The following is a 19,361-nucleotide window of genomic DNA, read 5'->3' on the forward strand; positions in this document are numbered from 1 at the left end:
TCGCCACAGTTGTTTTTTGTTCGCTCAATCGGGTCAGGGCGTATCGGGGCGATTGACCAGCCAATCAAGCAACAACCGCGTATCGCCGCGCGCTGGCGGGGTGTTGGGGGGGCGTGGATTCTGAGCGTTTGCCCCGGCGCAAATAACCGGCCGATCCGGATCGCTGTCGAGAAAGCAGATGAACACGTCACTGCCGGCAACGGGCAGCCCGGACACGCCCACGGCCACTGGCAGCCAAAGCCCCACCGGGTCCCGGGCGGCAGGCTCAGGCCACAGACTGACTTGAACCCGGCCCTGTTCATCGAGCGCCGCAGGTGCTCCGGATACACCTGACACGCGCGCGGGCTGAAAGCCGGGAATGCTTGGCCTGGGTTGTTTAAGCGCCGGCCGGAACACCGTTGACCAGGGAATGGCGCTGAATCGGTTGCAGTAACCGGCAGACCCGGACGGGCCATCCGCGAGGATCGAAGGTTGTTGCCCCTGATGCCGGATTTCGGTGAGCAACCATTGGTCGTTGAAACTCGACACTGGGTGTTGTTCCACCTGCACGATCCGTCCGCTGAGCAAACCGGTCTGGTCGCTTTGACCGTGTACCTGTCGGTGCTGGCAGCGCAGCCGTTCCAACGACCGACGGCTGCGCTGATCGCGGTGCAGTTGCGCGGAAGCGGGGCGCTGATTGATCGCCGCAGTGCCGATCAATGGATGATTGGCCGCGCCAAAACTGACGGCAGCGGTGCTTCTGTCGCGGGCTTGCGGTTGCGGCTGGATCAGCGGCGAATCGTGGCGCTGGAACATTTCGCGGATCGCCGCGAAGTCCGGTTCGTCGAAAGGATCACCATGAAAAGGCGTGATGACCGGCTCCTGGGGGAAGCTCAAACTGTCGTCGGCCAGCACCAGCACATGCCCGTCGCGGCGGTGTTCGAAGTGATAGTGGATGCCTTCTTCTTCGCAAAGCCGTTGCAGCAAGTCCAGGTCACTTTCTTCGTATTGAATGCAAAAGGGCCGCACCGGGTAGTGCCCGGTGCCCAGTTCAAAACGGTAACTGTGCTCGGGCAGGTCATGCTCCTCCAATAATTGGCGCAGGATGGCCGGGACGCTGAGTCGATGAAAGACCCGGCGGCGGCGCTGTTGTTCGAGACTTTGCAGGTGCGGTACCAGCACCAGTCGATAGCCGATCCGGTGCGTGCCACGATGCTCGCGACTGGCGCTGCGCAGTACGCCGTGAAAGCCCTGGCCGTCACCCAGGCTCAGAAAGGCCGGTTGTTGCAACAGTCGGTCGAGGTTCATCGCCGGCGCCAGGCCTATCACTTCGATGTCGAACCGATAGGGCTGGTTGAGGCCTTCACAGCCGTTGAACTGCAACACCTGCAAACTCAGATCAGCCTCGACGAGGGTCAGGGTGAAGGGACTTTCCTTGTCATTGTGCATCGCGTGAGCTTCTGCCATGAAATACGGGGCGCAGAGGGTACGAAACCACGGGCCTGAATAGTCATTGCAAATCGACTTTTCAGATTTGCCCTACAACGGCTGTTGAAGATGTCGACGGCATGTCGGTAAACAGGATGGAATTTTTGGTCGATTGCCGACTTTAGGCCGTATAAACTTGCGGCCATGCGTCGGCCAACAGATGTCTCGACGCCACAGATCAAGAGAGTGAGTAATGGGCGCACAGTGGAAGGTTAAACACAAAGAAGCGGCATCCAACGCCAAGGGCAAGATCTTCGGCAAACTGGTGAAGGAAATCACCATTGCTGCGCGCAACGGCGCCGATACTGCCACCAACGCACACTTGCGTCTGGTGGTCGAGCAGGCCAAGAAAGCCTCGATGCCCAAGGAAACCCTGGATCGCGCGATCAAGAAAGGCGCGGGCCTGTTGGGTGAAACCGTGCAATACCATCGCGTGACCTACGAAGGCTTCGCCCCGCATCAGGTGCCGCTGATCGTTGAATGCGTGACCGACAACATCAACCGTACCGTGGCTGAAATCCGCGTCGCGTTTCGCAAGGGCCAGTTGGGCGCTTCCGGTTCGGTAGCCTGGGACTTCAACCACGTCGGCATGATCGAGGCGTCCCCGGACAGCCCCGACGCTGACCCGGAAATGGCCGCCATCGAAGCCGGCGCCCAGGATTTCGAGCCGGGCGAAGAAGAGGGCACGACCCTGTTCCTGACCGAGCCTGCGGACCTGGATTCGGTACAAAAGGCCCTGCCTGAGCAAGGTTTTACGGTGTTGGCGGCCAAGTTGGGCTACCAGCCGAAGAACCCGGTCACGGGTTTGAGCGATGAGCAGATGGCTGAAGTCGAAGCCTTCCTCGAAGGCCTTGATAACCACGATGACGTGCAGGATATGTTTGTCGGGTTGGCGGGTTAAGTTCTTTCAGTAAAAGCAAAAGATCGCAGCCTCCGGCAGTTCCTACGCGCCTGTGGGCGCCGCCGAAGGCTGCAGTCTTTTTCTTCAACTCGCCGCAAAAATTCCCTGCAATACACCAACAACCTCGCCAAACCCCGGTCGCGCCAGCACATCCGCCTGGCAGCAGCGCCGCTGCAAATCTTCCAGCACCTGCCGATCGGCATCGCCCAGACCTGAGTCGATCCGCTCCAGCAATTCCTCCAACAGCACCCCGAACGCCCGCACTTCGATCCGTTGCAGCGCGCGGGTTTCCAGGTTATCCGTGGTCGCGTGAAACGACGCACCGCCGAAGTCGCCCAGCAGGCAATCACCGTGCTCGTTCCACAAAATGTTGTGGGCGTAGAGGTCGCCGTGGGTGATGCCCTGTTGGTGCAAATGTTCCGCCGCCGAGGCGATGCCACGGGCAATGCGCAACGCCACCGCCGCGGTGAAGCGGGTGTCATCGGCGTAGACATCGCGCGAACAGGACGCCAGGCTCGGCAACCCGGCCAGGTTGCGATAACTCGGGTCGATCAGTTGCATGACCAGCCCGGCCTGGGCTTGTGGATGCTCGACGATGCGCCCTTCGACGCGGATCAGGTTGGGGTGCAGGCCGGCGGTGATGCAGGCGTTCATTTCATGCAGCGGCGAGCCATCGCTGGTCATTTCGCCTTTATAGAGTTTTACCGCAACCTCGGCGGCCGGTTGCTGCGCACGTTCCCACGTGGCGCGATGGATCACGCCGGACGCGCCTTCACCGAGTTTTTGCTCCAGGTGCAGCGCTGACCAAGGGATGCTCGGTGTGGCGTCGAGGGCGGTGGCGTCGGCTTCGGTTTCCAGCGGGTTACCGGCGTAGGCCAGCCAGGTCAGGGCCGGCAGGGTCAGCAGCCACTCGGGCAGTTCGGTAAAACGGTTGGCCGAAAGACGCAGCAATTCCAAGCGATGGAGTTGCACCAGGCTCTGGGGCAGTTGCTGCAAGCGGTTGCCGGACAACATCAGTTTTTGCATGAGCGCACGTTCACCCAGCTCGCTGGGCAGTTCGCTGATGCAGTTGTCGGTCAGGATCAGCCAGCGCAACAGCGGCGGCAGGGCCGCGGCCGGTACACGCTCGATGCGGTTGGCCCGGAAGCCGATCATGCTCAGCGCAGCGCACTGACCCAGGCAGGCCGGCAGTTCGGTGAACTGGTTGTCGGAGCAAAACACAATCCGCAGACGGGTCAGGCGATGCAGGTCCTCCGGCAGGCTGCTCAAGGCGTTGCCGCTGAGGTTGAGCACCTCCAGCGAATCCGCCAGGTCGAAGATTTCCCGGGGAAACTCGGTGAGGCCGCAGGAAAGATCCAGACGAGTGATGCCGGCCAGCTCGCCGGCCCGCAGTTGTGCGAGGGTATTCATGAACGGATTCGCTATTAAGGGTGAAGAAGAACGCGGGCGACATGATAACGATAGAAGGCTGTATCGGCGCTGAAAAGATCGCGGGCTACGACTCTCGAACTTCAACTAACTGCCCCAGCCGACTCCGCGTGCGCGCCAGGTCAATGGCATCGCCGCCCAGGCTTTCGCGCAACGAATGCCGGCCCAGCAACACCAGATGCTTGTCCTGATCGTACAAAACGTCGATCAGGTTGATAAACCGCTGCTGCGCCGCCATCGAACAATCGCCCAGGGTGGGCAGTTCATCGATGATCCAGTGATCGAAACGCCGACACAGTTCCAGATAATCCATGACCGCCGTCGGGTGGTCGCACAGATCACTGAAAGTAAAACCGACGGTTCGCCCGTCGCAGTGCCGCGCGGGCAGATGCCGTGTGCCGACGGGTAACGCCAGCGGGGCAATGCTTTGCGGCAGGTTCAGTGCCTGGCGCTGGGCCCGCGTCGCTGGCCAGACGTAGTGGCCCTGGGTAAACACTTGCTGGGCGTGGGTTCGGGCCTGGCTTCTGTAGTCATGCGGGCCGCCGACTTCCATGACTTGCATGCGCGTGTTGATCAGGTCGATCACCGGTTTGAAACGCGCGTGGTAGAGCGGGTTGGGCAGCAAGCCTTCCGGCGGGTAGTTGGAGGTGACCAGCAGCAAGATGCCCCGGCGGAACAACGCCTTGAACAGCCGGGAGATGAGCATCGCGTCGCTGATGTCGTAGACGTGAAACTCATCGAAACACAACACCCGGCAATCCTGCAGCAGCTCATCCAGTGTGGTCGCCAAGGCATCGGGTTGTTCGCGATGGCTGAACATGCCCTGATGCAGTTGCGCGAAAAACTCATGAAAGTGCAGGCGCTGTTTTTGCGCGAGGGGGATGGCCTGGAAAAAACCGTCCAGCAACCAGCTTTTGCCACGCCCGACCGCGCCGTGCAGGTACAGGCCGGGCAGGGTTTTCGCCGACGCACCGAGCAGGGTCGTCGCGTGTTGCGCCATGCAGTCGATTACCCGCTGCTGGCTGTGGCTGAGGGTATAACCCTGGGCGAGGGCCTTGTGCTGGAAGTAATCGTGGATGACCCGGTGGCTGGCCGTTGGCGCAGCAGCCTTGCCGAACAAGCGGCGCAGTGCGGGCCAGCGTGGTGTGCTTCGCGAGCGGATTGGCGGTCGAACGGCCACGATAGTCACCCCCGGGTTCTTCAGGCCGGCTCACCGAGCTGCGGCGGCGTAGTTTAACCAGATGGGGAATTGTCCTGCCACTTGTGTCGATACAGTTGGGGCATGCCCCCCGCGCAACAGAAAACGGCATATACCTGTAGGAGCTGGCGAAGCCTGCGATCTTTTGATCTTGATCTTCAGTGCGACGAGGCTTGTAGAAGATCAAAGTCAAAAGATCGCAGCCTTCGGCAGCTCCTACAGGGACGGTGTGAAACCATGGATTTTCGGCTGTTACCGACTACCGCTCAATACTCCGATTCCACCGCGCATTCCACGCCGGGCGCTGTTCGTTCACCTGATCCCAATCCACCGCAATCGCCGTTTGCAGATACTGTTTCATCGCCTCAACCTGGCCACGGGTCTTGTCGGTGGTCGGGGTGTTGGGATTGGACGGGATCTGGTCGCCATCTTCCAGCGCAGCGGCTTGCGCGTCCGGTGTCAGCAGGAATGCCGCGAGTTTTTGCGCCAGTTCCGGTTGGGTGTTGTTGGCGATCGCACATTCGGCGACGTTGAGCACCACGGCGCCTTCTTTCGGCTGCGCGTATTCCACCGGCATGCCCTTGAGCTTCAGCGCGGTGACTTGGGTTGGCGTCAGCGGAAACAGCGCGGCTTCGTCGGTTTGCAGCATTTCCGAGATCTTCGCCGAGCTCGGGATGTACTCCAGCACGTTGCGCCCCACGGTGTTCGGCCAGGCCTTGAAGCCCGGTTCAACATCGGTTTCGCTGCCGCCCTGAATCCGGTTGAACATCAGGAAACCATGCAGGCCGAAGGTCGAGGAGGCCATGGACTGGAACACCACTTTGTCCTTGAAACGCGGGTCGGCCAGGTCCATCCACGAGGTCGGCGCAGCCCAGCCTTTTTCCTTGAACAGCCGCGTGTTGTAGGCCAGCCCGGTGACGCCGAGGCTGACCGCCACGGCTTCATCCTTGATCCGGCCCTTGGCCGGAATCTGCGCCAGGGTCGGACTGTCCTGGAGTTTGTCGCACAAGCCCATGGAGATGGCGCGGTACATGATGCCGTCGTCAAGGAACATCACGTGCAGTTGCGGGTTGCCCTTGCTGGCCTGGACCTTGGCCAGGATGTCGGCGGACGTCCCCGGCACGATCACCACTTTGACGTTGTTGGCTTTCTCGAACACCGGCAGCACCTTGTCGGCGTAGAGCCGCTCCATGGTCCCACCGTTCATGCCCAGGTAAAGCGTCGGTTCGGCCTGGGCCTGAGTGACCGTGAGCAGGGCGCCCATGCAGGACAACCCGAGCAGTGCAGTGCGTTTGACGTTATTCATTGGCGCGACCTTCCTCTATCAAGCAACTGGGATGGAGTGAAACCGGGTGATGGAAAACGCATCCAGCGACGTTTTTGAAGCGCCGCTGCAAATGATCTCGGTGAGCGCCTGGCCCACCGCCGGGCCGATCTGGAAACCGGCGCCGGCAAAGCCAAACCCGTGCAACAGGCCGGGCTGGGTGCCGCTGTGCCCGATCACCGGTTGGCGGTCGGGCAAGTAACCTTCGGTGCCGCTCCAGGTGCGAATCGCCTGGGCGCCTTCGAGAAACGGGTAGAGCTCGACCGCTTGCCGCAGGATCTCAAGCACGGCGTTCTGGCCGGGACGGGCGCGGGCGTCGTCGAGGGCAAAACCCTGGCCGCCGCCCAACACACAGTTGCCGCGCGCGACCTGGCGGGCATAGATGCCACCGCCCTCGACTCCGGTGCTGGCGTTCATCACCAGCGGCAACGGTTCGGTGACCAGCATCGCCGGGTGCCCGGCGTGCATCGGCACCGCTTCGCCAAACTGTTCGGCGAGTTTGCCGGCCCAGGCTCCGGCGCAATTCATCAGCCACGGTGCGCGGAATTCGAGGCCGCTCGCGGTGTTGACGTGAAAGCGCTGGCCGTCGTGTTCGACGCGAGTCACCGCGCATTGTTCATGGACTTGCGCACCATGGCGCCGCGCCGTTTGGGCAAACGCCGGGGACACCAATCGCGGGTTGGCGTGGCCATCGTCCGGGCAAAACGACGCGCCGGCCGCGACATCGCCAACCCACGGAAACCGCGCGCGCAACTCATTGCGTTCGAGGATTTGCAAGTCGAGGCCGAACCCCTGGCTGCTGGCGGCGTAGTCCTGCAACGCGCGCAGATCGTTGAGGCTGCGCGCCAGTTTCAAGTGACCGCTGCGCTGGTATTCGCCGTCGATGCCGATCAACTGCGGCAGTTGCGCCCAGAGTTCGTGAGCCTGTTGCGACAGCGGCAGTTGCGACAGCGGGCGACCCTGACGGCGCACGCCACCGTAGTTCACACCGCTGGAGTGGGAGCCGCAAAAGTCCCGTTCCAAAAGCGCCACGCGGCGCCCGGCCTTGCTCAGAAACAGTGCGGCCGAGGCGCCGACGATACCGCCGCCAATGATGATGGCATCGACTTCAATCATGGCTCGACCTCCAGGCCAAACGGCAACGGTTTGACCGGCGACTGCGCGCGCAACCGGCCAATCTCCGACACCTTGCGCTGACTTTCGCAGGCAATGATTTCTGCCGCCGCCGCGCCGCACATTCGGCCCTGGCAGCGACCCATGCCGACCCGGCAATGGGCCTTGACCCGATTGATCTCCCAGTGGCCTTCGCGCACCACCTGGCGGATCTCGCCGGCGCGGACTTCTTCGCAGCGGCAGACAATCAGGTGGTCGGCGGTGTGGGCGGCCCAGTCTTCGGGGAAGACGAAGGCTTGCTCCAGTCCTTGGCGAAAATCGCCGATGCGTTTGAGGGAGTGTTCCAATTGATGGCTGCGTTGCGGCGGGATCAGGTAACCGCTGTCTTCAAGCAACGCCAACGCCGCACGCTCGCCGGCCATTTCCGCCGCGTCGGCGCCCATGATCCCGGCGCCATCACCGGCCAGGTACACCTCGGCGACACTGCTGCGTCCGGCGCTGTCGCGCTCTGGTAGCCAAGCGCGGTTGAGCGGGTTCCAGGCGAATTCACAGCCAAGCAGGTCGGCGAGCTGGGTTTCGCTGCGCAGGCCATGGGCGAAGGCGACGGCGTCGCAGTCGATTTGCTGGGAGCCCTTTGCGTTGCGCCAGTTCAGCGATTGCACCCGTTGTTCGCCGTTGACCTGAACCAGGCTGGCCCCCTGATGCACCGGGATGCCATGGGCGGTCAGCCAACTGCGGTAATAAATGCCTTTGGCCAGGGTTGCCGGTTGTGCCAGCAGGCCGGGCAGGGCGCGGGCCTGTTGGCTGAAGGGCGAACTGTCGAGCACCGCGACGACCTTCGCCCCGGCCTTGGCGTACTGATACGCCACCAGGTACAGCAACGGTCCGCTGCCAGCGAACACCACCCGTTCACCGATGGCGCAGCCCTGAAACTTCAGCGCAATCTGCGCCGCGCCGAGGCTGTAGACCCCCGGCAAGGTCCAGCCCGGCACCGGCAGAATCCGGTCAGTGGCGCCGGTGGCGACGATCACCCGGGAGAACGCCAGGCGTGTGGCGCGGCCATCCTGCAACGTGTCGAGCGCACCGGCCTCGGCGTTCCACACCAGGGTTTCGGGGCGGTAGTCGAGTTGCTCGCGCAGGGCGTCGAGGGTTTGATGGATCGCATTGGCTTTGTGCGCTTCGAAGCCATACAGCTTGACCGCCGAACGCTTGAAGTTCGCCGGTTGCCGCCGATAAATCTGCCCGCCGCCGCGCGCGGCTTCGTCCAGCAGGATCGGGCGCACGCCATGAGCGACCAGGGTTTGTGCGGCACGGATACCTGCGGGGCCGGCGCCGATGATGATCACGGGATTCATATCAAGCGCCCCGGTTCACGGTTGATCTGGTGCCCGGCCTCAAGCAATGTCGAGCAGGCGCGCACCCGGCGGCCATCACCCAAACGCACCCAGCAGTCCTGGCACGCGCCCATCAGACAGAACCCGGCGCGAGGCTCGGCGCTGAAGTCGCTGCCGCGCAGGTGGTCGCTGCAGGTCAGCACCGCCGTCAGCACGGTGTCGCCGAGCAGGGCGGTGGCCGGTTGGCCGTCGAGGACAAAGTCCAGGGCCGGGCGGTCGCCTTCGGCCAGTCGTTTCAGCAGAGCCATGGCGCCCTCATTGTTTGCCCACCAAAACCCGATCCAGGCCATAGACCCGGTCGAGCAGAATCATCGTCAATGCGGTCAGGCCGATCACCAGAGCCGACACCGCCGCCATCATCGGATCGATGGATTCGGTGGCGTACACGTACATCCGCACCGGCAAGGTTTGCGTGGCCGGCGAGGTGACGAAAATCGACAACGTCACCTCGTCGAAGCTGTTGATAAACGCCAACAGCCAGCCACCGGCGACACCGGGCAAGATCATCGGCAAGGTGATTTGCTTGAACAGCGTGAAGCGCCCGGCGCCCAAGGATTGCGCGGCGTGTTCGGCGCTGCGGTCCAGGCCAATCGCCGACGCCAATACCAGTCGCAGCACATACGGCGTGATCACCAGCACATGGGCGAAGATCAGCCAGCCGAAGCTGCCATTCACGCCCATCAGCGCAAACAGGCGCAGCAGTGCGACGCCTAAAACCAAGTGCGGAATGATGATCGGCGACAGGAACAGGCCATTGAAAAAGCCGCGTCCGGGAAACTCATAGCGGGTGATGGCCAGCGCCGCCGGCACCGCAATCAGCGTCGCCAAGGTCGCGGCGCAGAACGCCAGGATCAGGCTGTTGTAGAACGCATCGACAAAATCGGCGCGTTCAAAAACCGCACGAAACCAACGCAACGAGAAGTTCGTCGTCGGCAGGCTCAGGGTGTTTTCCGGAGTGAAAGCCACCAGGCACACCACCACCAGCGGCGCCAGCATGAACAGCACCACCAGGGCATGAAACAGCAGGGCGAAAGGACCGTTCTTGGACATGTCGAGTTATCCCAATGACTTCTTGTAGCGGCCTTCGATCATCCGGTTCCACGACAGCATGATCAGCAGGTTGAGCAACAGCAGGGCCACGGCAATCGCCGCGCCCATCGGCCAGTTCAGCTCCGACAGGTACTGGTCGTAGATCAGCGTCGCGACCATTTTCAAGCGTCGTCCGCCGAGCAAACCGGGAATGGCGAAGGAGCTGGCAGCGAGGCCGAACACGATCAAGGTGCCGGACAACACGCCGGGCATGATTTGCGGCAGCACCACTTTGCGCATCACCGTGAGGTGGCTGGCACCGAGGGACAACGCGGCTTGTTCAGCGGCCGGGTCGAGTTTCTGCAGCGAGGTCCAGACCGGAATAATCATGAACGGCAGCATCACGTGGACCAGCGCAATCACCACCGCAAACGGCGTGTACAGCAGCTTCATCGGCGAACCGCCGAAGGCTTGCAGGGTCTGGTTGACCAGGCCATCGGCACCGAGCAACAGGCTCCAGCCGAAAGCGCGCACCACCACCGAAATCAGCAGCGGGGTGAGGATCAGAATCAGGAAAATCGAGCGCCACGGCGCGCCCATACGGCTGAGGATGTAAGCCTCAGGCACGCCGATCACCACACATAGCAGCGTGGTCAAACCGCTGATCCAGAACGTACGCAGGAAGATTTCGTAGAAGTACGGATCGCCCAGCAGGCTGCTGTAGTGATCGAGGGTGTAGGCGTTGCTGTTGATCCCCGAGCTGTAGTCGAAGACGTTGAACGACAGCACCAGCGTCAGCGCTAAAGGAATGACCAGCAGGCACACATACAACGCCAGCGCCGGTGCCGACAATAGATAGCCTTGGCGTCCCTGACGGAGGTTGGCGAGCAGACTCATGCCGACACCTCGTCGACACTCAGTACCCGCAGCAGCGCCGCGTCCCAGTCCAGGCCGACCGCCGTGCCTTCGGCCAGTGGCGCCGAGCCGTCGTTGCGACGCACCACGCTGAGTTCGCCCAGGGTCGTGGAGACGCCGTACAACCATTGGCTGCCGAGGAAGAAGCGGCTGACGATATTGCCTTGCAGCCGACCGTGATCTTTATCCCGCAGATCGATTTTTTCCGGGCGCAGGCTGAGGGTCAGATCGCCGCCACTGCTGACTTGCACAACACCCGCGTCATCGCGTTTGCCGGGCAACAGATTAGCCTTGCCGACAAACCCGGAAATGAACTCGGTACGCGGGTGTTCATAAAGGGTGTACGGCGCGTCGATCTGGGTGATGCGCCCGGCCTGCATTACCACCACGCGGTCGCTGATCGACAACGCTTCGGATTGGTCGTGGGTGACCATCAGCGTGGTAATGCCGACTTCGCGCTGGATGCGGCGGATCTCGAATTGCATCTCTTCGCGCAGGTTGGCGTCGAGGTTGGACAGCGGCTCATCGAGCAGCAGCACTGGCGGCTCGATCACCAAGGCCCGGGCCAGTGCAACGCGTTGGCGCTGGCCACCGGACAATTCCCGTGGATAGCGCTCGGCGTGTTGATTGAGGCGCACCAGTTTCAGCACCCGAGCCACCCGTTGCTGCAACTCGGCGTTGGGCACTTTGCGCATCCGCAGGCCGAAGGCGACGTTGTCCTGCACACTCATGTGCGGAAACAACGCATAGCTCTGGAACACCACGCCCAGGCCACGGCTGGCGGGTTTGGCGTGGGTGATGTCGCGACCGTCGAGCACGATGCGGCCGCTGCTGACGTCGACGAAGCCGGCGATCATTTGCAACGTGGTGGTTTTGCCGCAGCCGGAAGGGCCGAGCAGGGACACGAATTCGCCTTTTTCCACCGAGAGGTTGGTGGCGACGACTGCGTCGATTGCGCCGTAGCGTTTACCGAGGTTTTCAAGTTGCACGAAGGCCATAGCTGCGCTCCACCTGAGATTGTTATGCGCGGCCTTGGGGTCGCGCTTTTTTTTGTATGGGCAGATACGAAAGGATGATGCGGGGTGCGTTGGCGCTCGACTTGGGTCGGCTGCCGCTGTTGTTCGAATCGCCCCTGTATGGACGCAGAGTAGGACGAAGAATAGGATGCGCTCAATGGCCTATTTCACTGAAGCGATGACTATTTTCAGTTTCATTCGGTGAGTAAATTTATTGTCGAGAAAACCCATGCCTGATTCCACTGAGCGGAATGAAATCAAAAATGAAGTCGGTGTCGGCGCCGTCTCCCGACTGTTTGCGGTGCTGCGCAGCCTCGGCGATACGGTCGAGGGTGGCGAGCGTGTGACGCAATTGGCCCAGCGCATCGGGTTGTCGCAACCGACTACGCACCGCTTGCTGCGCAGCCTGATGGACGAGGGCATGGTCGAGCAGGATGCGCGCAGTAAACGCTATCGCCTGAGCCTGGATTTCTTCGCCCTGGCCGCCCGTGCGGGCAACACCGGCAACCTGCGCGAACTGGCGCGCCCGGCGTTGCTGCGGTTGTCGGCATCGCTGGGGGATTCGTTGTTTTTGCTGGCGCGCAGTGGTTTTGATGCGATCTGTCTGGATCGCAGTGAAGGGCCGTTTCCGATTCGCACTTTTACCGGCGACATCGGCGGGCGCGTGGCGCTGGGGGTTGGGCAGGGAAGTCTGGCGATCCTGGCGTTTCTGCCTGAAGAAGAGCGGGACACGGTGATTCATTACAACTTGCCGCGACTCAAGGACTTTCACCTGTATGACGAGGTGTTCCTGCGTTCGGAAGTGGAGAGCGTGCGCGCGTTGGGGTATGCCGGGCGTAACACTGGCGTGTTGCAAGGCATGGCCGGGGTCGCGGTGCCGATTCTGGATCGTGATGGGCGGGCGGTGGCGGCGTTGAGTGTGGCCACGGTCAGTGATCGGTTGGGGCCGGATCGGTTGCCGACGGTGGTGGAGATGTTGAAGCGTGAGGCGGCGCTGATCGGGCCGCGGATTAATCCGTTTGATCCGTTGTTGCGCAGGCCCTCGCAAGTGTTTGGGCAGGCCTGATGATCGTTCCCACGCTCCGCGTGGGAATGCCTCAAGGGACGCTCCGCGTTCCAGCGCCGGGAAGGGACGCGGAGCGTCCCGGGCTGCATTCCCACGCGGAGCGTGGGAACGATCAGGGTCAGAAGTTCACGGTTTGCTTGAGCATCCGCGCCGCCGCCGTATCGCTCGGGCTGACCATCGCGTAGTTGTACCCGGCCCCCGACCAATACTCGGCCTGCAACTCGCCATCGCTGCGACTGCCCCGTGGCAGCAGGTAATTTTTCGGCCCCGGCGGGCGGACGTAGAAGCTGATCTTGTGCCCGCCCGCATCTTCATAAACCACCATCGCCGCCGGCCCTTGCTCGGTGCTGAGCAAGCGTCCGCTGACCGGTTTGAACCCGGCACCCGCCAGGTCCGGCAAGCGGTTGGCCTGGGTGAAATAGCGGTCGAGCCAGCGCTGCATGTCGCCGTCATCACTGACCTTGTAATCCGCCGGCAACATGCCTTGCTGGGCAAACAAACGGTAGGCCTGCATGGCATCGGCCATCGGCGCCTGGGTGCTGAGCAGGGTCATTTCCCGCGCCTGCCAGCCACTGATGCCACCGACGCTGACCGCGATCAACAACACCGCGGCGCTGGCCAGATGGCGCCGGGACTGACGCTTGAGGCGCTGGCGAATCACCACGGGATCGAGGTCCGGATTGGCCGCTTGCTGCAACGCACCACTTAACGCCGCGCGCAATTGCTGGGCATCCTGCTGCCAGGCCCGCACTTGTTCGGAAACTTCCGCATTGCTGGCCAGAAAAGTCTCCACCAGACGTCGGTCGGCATCGTTGAGTTGGTGATCGATGTAGGCGTGCAGGTCACGCTCGCTTGGGGGCATGCTGATCATTTGAGTCTCCGCAGGGAAGGGCGGCTGATTTCGCCATCGCTGAGTTCGCGCAAGGCCTGGCGGGCGCGGGACAGGCGGGACATCACGGTGCCAGTCGGGACGCCGAGAATCTCGGCGACCTCTTTATACGTCAGGCCTTCCACCGACACCCACAGCAGCAAGGCGCGCTGTTCGGTGTTGAGCTGGTCGAAGGCTTGCAGGGTGGTTTGGGCGATCACGGTGCGCTCGGCCGAGGGTTGCGCATCGTCGCGTCCGGTAAAGAACTCGAGCATCCGCGCATAACGTCGAGAGCGCCGGTGCGCGTCGAGAAACTGCCGATAGAGGATCGAAAACAACCAGGCCCGCAAATCGCCCTCGGGGCGTTTGTCGCTCCAGCTCGACAGCGCCCGCTCGAGGCTGGCCTGGACCAGATCGTCGGCGCTGCTGGGGTTGCGCGTCAACGACACGGCAAACCGGCGCAATCTGGGAATGATTTCTCTGAGCTGTTCGTCGATATCGTTCATGAGTTTCTGACTAGTCACTACGCTTTGGACTAGGAAGACGCCCGGTACTGAAGGTTATTCCACGCCCGAAAAAATAAATACCGGCCGATGGAATAAACCTGCACGGGGTGCGTCTGCTTGGTTCTTCTCACTTGTGGCCGATGGCCCTGGAGTCTTTCATGGTAGATCGCTCAACACCGCCCAATCGGCCGCCGCTGAGTACCGCCAGTCTGGTCGCACGTCTGGCCGGCATCGGCGTTGTCGTCGCGGCCATCGCCGGGGCTTTTGCCTACGTCAACGGCACCTTCGACCCACAACGCCTGACGCCGAAAAAGCTGATCAATGTGCTGGAAACCAACAACGGTGTGCACCCGGGGTTCCGGCGTAACCACTCCAAAGGCGTGTGCGTGATCGGGCACTTCGAGAGCAGTGGCGAAGCGCGCAGCTATTCCAGTGCGCAAGTGTTCAATGACGCGCGGACTCCGGTGGTCGGACGATTCGCCTTGCCGGCCGGTAACCCGTATGCGCCGGACAGTGCTGTGCCGATTCGCAGCCTGGCGCTGCGTTTCACCCAGGCCAACGGCCAACAGTGGCGCACCGGGATGAACAGCATGCCGGTGTTCCCGGTGGGCACGCCCGAGGCGTTCTATCAGTTGCAACAGGCGCAATCACCGGATCCGGCCACCGGTAAACCTGATCCGGCGGCGGTGCCGGCGTTCTTTGGTTCGCACCCGGAAGCAGGGCCATTCCTGGCCTGGATCAAAACCGCCAAGCCGTCCGCCAGTTACGTGACGGAAACCTACAACAGCATCAATGCGTTTTACCTGGTGAATGCGTCCGGGCAGAAGCAGGCGGTGCGTTGGAGCATGATCCCGGTGGCGCAGGACGCGGCGGGTGCCACGGCGCCTGAAGGCGCGGATTTCCTGGAGAAAGACCTGGTGCAGAAAATTGCCGCAGGACCACTGCGCTTTAAGTTGAACATCACCCTGGCCAACCCTGGTGATCCGGTGAATGACGCCAGCAAGACCTGGCCCGAGGGCCGCAAAGTGATTAACGCCGGGACCCTGGTGCTCGATGCGACCCAGCCGCAACTCAATGGCGAGTGCCGTGACATCAACTACGACCCGCTGGTGCTGCCGGCCGGGATCGAAGGCTCCGACGACCCGCTGCTCGCCGCGCGTTCCGCCGGTTACGCCAGTTCCTACCTGCGTCGCACCAGCGAAGTGAATCAGTTGCCCGCCGCCAAACAGGAGGCTCAACAATGAGCGCCCAACCCAAGCATTTCGTCCCGCTGGCGCGCCTGCTGCACTGGCTGATGGCGTTGATGGTCATTGCGATGCTGTTTATCGGCGCGGGCATGGTGGCCTCGGTGTCCGAGCGTCATGAGTGGCTGATTCACCTGCACAAACCCTTGGGCATTGCGATTCTGCTGCTGGTGATTGTGCGTTTGGTCGTGCGCTTTTCCACTGAACAGCCACCGCTGCCGGCGGACCTGCCGGGCTGGCAGGCGCTGGCGGCCAAGGCATCGCATGTGTTGCTTTACGCCTTGATGCTGATTTTGCCGCTGCTGGGTTGGGCGATGATTTCCGCTGCCGGCGACCCGGTGATGCTCAGCAATTCCCTGCAGTTGCCGTCGATTGTGCCGGCGAATGCGCAGGTGTTTGCCGTGTTGCGCAAGGCCCATGGGTATCTGGCGTATCTGCTGTTCCTGACAGTGCTGCTGCATCTGGCGGCGGCGTTGTTTCATGGCTGGGTGCGGCGTGATGATGTGCTCGATAGCATGTTGCGCGGTAAGGATCGCGGTTGATCCTCCTCCGATGACTCCCTGTAGCAGCTGCCGAGCACCGCGAGGCAGCGTTCGGCGGCGAAGCCGTCGCAAATCAGCCACTGCGGTTTTTCAGGTGTACCACGGTGGCAGGATTGACGACGGCTTCGCCGCCGAACGCAGCCTCGCGCAGCTCGGCAGCTGCTACACAGGTTGTGTGAGGCGTTGGGTCTTGGTGGCCAGGGTCCGCCACCAATAAATCAACGCCACGGCGTTGATCCCGGCCCCCAATACGCACACACCCATCCACCCACCCCACGCAAACATCGCCGTCGAGCCAATCGAGCCCAACGCACTGCCAATCGAATAAAACAGCATGTATCCGGCGGTCAGTCGACTTTGCGCTTCGGGCCGCACGCTGTAGATCATGCTCTGGCTGGTGACGTGCACCGCTTGTAACCCCAAGTCCAGCGTGATGACCCCAAGCAACAACGCCCACAACGAGGACTGGGTGAAGGCGATGGGCAGCCACGAACCCAGCATCAACAACAGCGACAGACCGCTGGTCCATTGCCCCAGACCCCGATCAGCCAGATGCCCGGCGCGTGCCGCCGCGAGTGCGCCTGCCGCACCGGCCAGTCCGAATAATCCGATTTGCGTGTGGGACAACGACAGCGGCGGGGCGCTCAGCGGCAAGACCATGGGCGTCCACAACACCATGGCGCTGGCAAAGGTCAGCAGGGCGAGGATCGCCCGTTGACGCAGCACCGGTTCTTCCTTGAACAAGGTGAAGACCGAGCCGATCAGTGCTGAGTAAGTGTGGGAAGGTTGCGGAGCTTCCTGTTTGGGCAGCACGCGAAACAACAGCAGCGCCATCACCAGGGTCAACCCCGCCGAAAGCAGATAAATCGAACGCCAACCGGCCAAATCGGCCATGCCACCCGCCACGGTGCGCGCAAGCAAAATGCCGACAACGATGCCGCTGGTGACCACGCCCACCACACGTCCGCGCTGGGCTGGAATCGCCAGGGTCGCCGCGTACGCCACCAGTACCTGCGTCACCACCGCCAACAACCCGGTCAACGCCATGCCGATCAGCAGCCAAATGCTGTTCTGCGCGAACGCGATCATCAACAACGCCAGCGCCGACAACAGCGTTTGCGTGACGATCAAGCGCCGCCGGTTGAGCAGGTCGCCGAGCGGCACCAGCAACAACAACCCCACGCCATAACCGACCTGAGTCAGGGTGACGACGATGCCGATGGTCGCCGGGTTCATGGCAAAGGCCTCGGCCATGGCATCGAGCAGCGGTTGGGCGTAATACACGTTGCCGACGGCCAGGCCGCAAGCGACAGCGAACAGCAGCACCACGCCGCTGTTCAAGGGTTGATTGGGCTTCATGCCAGACTCCTGATGTGGTTTCAAAATAAAACCACTTGTACGGTAGAGAGGCTGGTTTTATATTGCAACCACATTTGTTGTCAGCGAGCGCGATCATGGTCAAACGAACAAGCATGCAAGGCGCCGAATGCCCGGTCGCCCGTTCACTGGATGCCATTGGCGATTGGTGGTCGTTGCTGATCGTGCGCGATGCGTTTGATGGCATTCGCCGGTTTGGCGAGTTTCAGCGCAATTTGGGCATGGCCAAGAACATCCTCTCGGCGCGATTGCGCACGTTGGTGGCCCACGGGATTTTCGATCTGGTGCCGGCGTCGGATGGCAGTGCGTATCAGGAATACGTGCTGACGGAGAAGGGCCAAGGCCTGTTCCCGTTGATCATCGGCTTGCGGCAGTGGGGCGAGGCGTTTTTCTTTGAGGCGGGGGAAGCGCATTCACGGGTGGTTGATCGTGAACAGGGGCGGCCGGTGCGAGCGTTGGAATTGCGTGCCGAGGATGGGCGGTTGTTGGGGCCGGAGGATTGTGTGCGGGTGGCAGCCGAATAAAGATCGCGCCTTCGCAGGAACTGCCGAAGGCTGCGATCTTTTGATCTTAGCGCAACGTACCCACCATCTCAGCAATGGTGGTCAGCACGTCTTTACCCAACTGCTTGGAACGCTTGCCCGACCAACCCGTCAGCGCATTCGGCGCATCGTTGTTGTCCTTGAACGGCATCTCCAGGGTCAGCGACAGGCAATCAAACTTCTCGCCAACGCTGTTACAGGCCAACGTCATGTTGGCTTTGCCCGGCAAATCGCGGGTGTAACCATGCTTGGTCTGGAAGTCCTTGGTCAGGTGCTTCAAATGATCGCGGAAGTGCGTTTCGAGCTTCTCGAGCCGCGGCGTGTAACCAGGGTTGCCTTCGCAACCGGCGGTGAACACGTAGGGGATTTCCTCATCGCCATGGATGTCGAGGAACAGATCGACGCCGTACTTTTCCATCTGCTGCTGTACGAAAAACACTTCCGGGCTGACGTCCTGACTGGCGCTCTGCCAGGCACGATTGAGGTCCTGGCCCATGGCGTTGGTGCGCAGGTGACCGTGGAAGGCGCCGTCCGGGTTCATGTTCGGCACCAGATACAGGTCGGCACTGGCCAGGAGTTTGTTCAGTACCGGGTCGTCGTGTTTTTCCAGGCGTTCGATCACGCCTTCCATGAACCACTCGGCCATGTGCTCGCCGGGATGCTGTTGCGCGATGATCCAGACCTTGCGCTGGCCTTCGGCGCCCGTGCCTTTGCGCAACAACTGAATGTCGCGACCTTCGGCGCTTTTGCCGGTGGCCAGCAACTCGGTGCCAGCCTTGGTCAGCGCCTGCTCGATCAGCCAGTCATGGCGACCGCGGCTATAAGGTTCGAAGTAGGCAAACCAGGCGTGGGTGGCCGTGGCTTCGAGGCTGAAACGCAGGCAGTCGCCTTCGAAGATGGTCGGTACCCGGAACCAGTTGACGTGGTCGTAGGACGCCACGGCCTGATAACCGTCCCAGGCTTTGTGGTACGAGGATTTGCTGGCGTTGTTCAGGCGAAACCAATGCTCTTGACCGACATGCAGGCCGCTGGCCTTGAAGTGGAACCACTGGAAATGCTGGCTGCGGGTGTCCGGCTTGATCGCCAGCAGGGCTTGCAGTGGATTACTGATGTCCAGCACTTCGATGTTGCCGCTGTCGAAGTTGGCGCTGATGTCGAAAGAGGATTTAGCCACGGTCATAGTCGGTTCCTGATTATGATTTTATGGCTGCTACTTTACACGCAAGCGCGTGTTACCCCGTGCACCTTTTTGCGCCAGACCAGGCGCCTGCTGAGTCATTTCAACTCGTTCCCCGCGCCTGCCAAACAGTTGCCCTGCGACTCGGTTTTCCCAATAAAGCATTCCAATCAATGACATGAACGCCGAGGACGCGATCTGGCACGCAATGTGCTTTTTTGGCTTTATGGATAATTGGATACAAAAATACAAAA

Annotated in this window: 19 protein-coding genes; 5 read left to right on the forward strand and 14 right to left on the reverse strand. The window is 61.8% G+C overall.

What is annotated here, in order from left to right; genetic code table 11:
• Positions 1-33: 33 nt before the first annotated feature.
• Complete coding sequence (locus HKK52_RS31430; RefSeq protein WP_169373976.1) at positions 34-1,428, reverse strand: type VI secretion system Vgr family protein; 1,395 nt, start codon at positions 1,426-1,428, stop codon at positions 34-36.
• A 232-nt stretch (positions 1,429-1,660) separates the two neighbouring features.
• On the opposite strand from HKK52_RS31430, the gene HKK52_RS31435 reads away from it, so the two are divergent.
• Positions 1,661-2,368, forward strand: coding sequence for a YebC/PmpR family DNA-binding transcriptional regulator (locus HKK52_RS31435; protein WP_169373977.1), 708 nt, complete (start codon positions 1,661-1,663; stop codon positions 2,366-2,368).
• 84 nt (positions 2,369-2,452) lie between these two features.
• Here HKK52_RS31435 and HKK52_RS31440 read toward each other — a convergent pair whose 3' ends face one another.
• The 9 genes from HKK52_RS31440 to HKK52_RS31480 all read right to left on the reverse strand — a co-directional run bounded on the left by HKK52_RS31440 (position 2,453) and on the right by HKK52_RS31480 (position 11,767).
• Positions 2,453-3,778: a leucine-rich repeat-containing protein kinase family protein gene (locus HKK52_RS31440; protein WP_169373978.1), complete on the reverse strand. Its 1,326-nt coding sequence runs from the start codon at positions 3,776-3,778 to the stop codon at positions 2,453-2,455.
• A gap of 85 nt (positions 3,779-3,863) precedes the next feature.
• Complete coding sequence (gene zapE / locus HKK52_RS31445) at positions 3,864-4,976, reverse strand: cell division protein ZapE (protein WP_169373979.1); 1,113 nt, start codon at positions 4,974-4,976, stop codon at positions 3,864-3,866.
• Between the two features lie 277 nt (positions 4,977-5,253).
• Positions 5,254-6,300: an ABC transporter substrate-binding protein gene (locus tag HKK52_RS31450; protein ID WP_169373980.1), complete on the reverse strand. Its 1,047-nt coding sequence runs from the start codon at positions 6,298-6,300 to the stop codon at positions 5,254-5,256.
• Between the two features lie 18 nt (positions 6,301-6,318).
• The gene (locus HKK52_RS31455; RefSeq protein WP_169373981.1) at positions 6,319-7,434 is read right to left on the reverse strand and encodes an NAD(P)/FAD-dependent oxidoreductase; all 1,116 of its coding nucleotides are present in this window, start codon (positions 7,432-7,434) and stop codon (positions 6,319-6,321) included.
• The gene (locus tag HKK52_RS31460; protein ID WP_169373982.1) at positions 7,431-8,786 is read right to left on the reverse strand and encodes an FAD/NAD(P)-dependent oxidoreductase; all 1,356 of its coding nucleotides are present in this window, start codon (positions 8,784-8,786) and stop codon (positions 7,431-7,433) included. Before HKK52_RS31460 ends, HKK52_RS31455 begins: the two co-directional genes overlap by 4 nt.
• Positions 8,783-9,073 (reverse strand): (2Fe-2S)-binding protein, encoded by a 291-nt coding sequence (locus HKK52_RS31465; protein WP_169373983.1) that lies wholly within the window; start codon positions 9,071-9,073, stop codon positions 8,783-8,785. Before HKK52_RS31465 ends, HKK52_RS31460 begins: the two co-directional genes overlap by 4 nt.
• Before the next feature lie 7 nt (positions 9,074-9,080).
• The gene (locus tag HKK52_RS31470) at positions 9,081-9,875 is read right to left on the reverse strand and encodes an ABC transporter permease (RefSeq protein ID WP_054053788.1); all 795 of its coding nucleotides are present in this window, start codon (positions 9,873-9,875) and stop codon (positions 9,081-9,083) included.
• 6 nt (positions 9,876-9,881) lie between these two features.
• Positions 9,882-10,751 (reverse strand): ABC transporter permease, encoded by an 870-nt coding sequence (locus tag HKK52_RS31475; protein WP_169373984.1) that lies wholly within the window; start codon positions 10,749-10,751, stop codon positions 9,882-9,884.
• Positions 10,748-11,767 (reverse strand): ABC transporter ATP-binding protein, encoded by a 1,020-nt coding sequence (locus HKK52_RS31480; RefSeq protein WP_169373985.1) that lies wholly within the window; start codon positions 11,765-11,767, stop codon positions 10,748-10,750. The genes HKK52_RS31475 and HKK52_RS31480 overlap by 4 nt, the downstream gene beginning before the upstream one ends.
• A 247-nt stretch (positions 11,768-12,014) precedes the next feature.
• Here HKK52_RS31480 and HKK52_RS31485 point away from each other — a divergent pair, with 247 nt between their 5' ends.
• The gene (locus HKK52_RS31485; RefSeq protein WP_169373986.1) at positions 12,015-12,851 is read left to right on the forward strand and encodes an IclR family transcriptional regulator; all 837 of its coding nucleotides are present in this window, start codon (positions 12,015-12,017) and stop codon (positions 12,849-12,851) included.
• Positions 12,852-12,969: 118 nt separating this feature from the next.
• Here the strand turns inward: HKK52_RS31485 and HKK52_RS31490 are convergent, their stop codons facing one another.
• A complete protein-coding gene (locus HKK52_RS31490; protein WP_169373987.1) occupies positions 12,970-13,722 on the reverse strand; it encodes an anti-sigma factor family protein in 753 nt (250 codons plus the stop codon).
• Positions 13,719-14,225, reverse strand: coding sequence for an RNA polymerase sigma factor (locus tag HKK52_RS31495; protein WP_169373988.1), 507 nt, complete (start codon positions 14,223-14,225; stop codon positions 13,719-13,721). Before HKK52_RS31495 ends, HKK52_RS31490 begins: the two co-directional genes overlap by 4 nt.
• A 158-nt stretch (positions 14,226-14,383) precedes the next feature.
• Between HKK52_RS31495 and HKK52_RS31500 the strand changes: the two genes are divergently transcribed.
• Positions 14,384-15,469 (forward strand): catalase family peroxidase, encoded by a 1,086-nt coding sequence (locus HKK52_RS31500; protein ID WP_169373989.1) that lies wholly within the window; start codon positions 14,384-14,386, stop codon positions 15,467-15,469.
• Positions 15,466-16,011, forward strand: a complete 546-nt coding sequence (locus HKK52_RS31505; protein WP_169373990.1) for a cytochrome b — start codon at positions 15,466-15,468, stop codon at positions 16,009-16,011. Before HKK52_RS31500 ends, HKK52_RS31505 begins: the two co-directional genes overlap by 4 nt.
• 162 nt (positions 16,012-16,173) lie before the next feature.
• Here the strand turns inward: HKK52_RS31505 and HKK52_RS31510 are convergent, their stop codons facing one another.
• Positions 16,174-17,370 carry an MFS transporter gene (locus HKK52_RS31510; protein ID WP_169373991.1) on the reverse strand — a complete coding sequence of 399 codons (1,197 nt, stop codon included), beginning with the start codon at positions 17,368-17,370 and terminating at the stop codon, positions 16,174-16,176.
• A 95-nt stretch (positions 17,371-17,465) separates the two neighbouring features.
• Between HKK52_RS31510 and HKK52_RS31515 the strand changes: the two genes are divergently transcribed.
• A complete protein-coding gene (locus HKK52_RS31515) occupies positions 17,466-17,912 on the forward strand; it encodes a winged helix-turn-helix transcriptional regulator (RefSeq protein ID WP_169373992.1) in 447 nt (148 codons plus the stop codon).
• Between the two features lie 46 nt (positions 17,913-17,958).
• Here HKK52_RS31515 and HKK52_RS31520 read toward each other — a convergent pair whose 3' ends face one another.
• Positions 17,959-19,110 carry a M14 family metallopeptidase gene (locus HKK52_RS31520; protein WP_169373993.1) on the reverse strand — a complete coding sequence of 384 codons (1,152 nt, stop codon included), beginning with the start codon at positions 19,108-19,110 and terminating at the stop codon, positions 17,959-17,961.
• Positions 19,111-19,361: the final 251 nt, after the last annotated feature.

The sequence above is a fragment of the Pseudomonas sp. ADAK2 genome (assembly GCF_012935755.1).
GTDB lineage: Bacteria > Pseudomonadota > Gammaproteobacteria > Pseudomonadales > Pseudomonadaceae > Aquipseudomonas.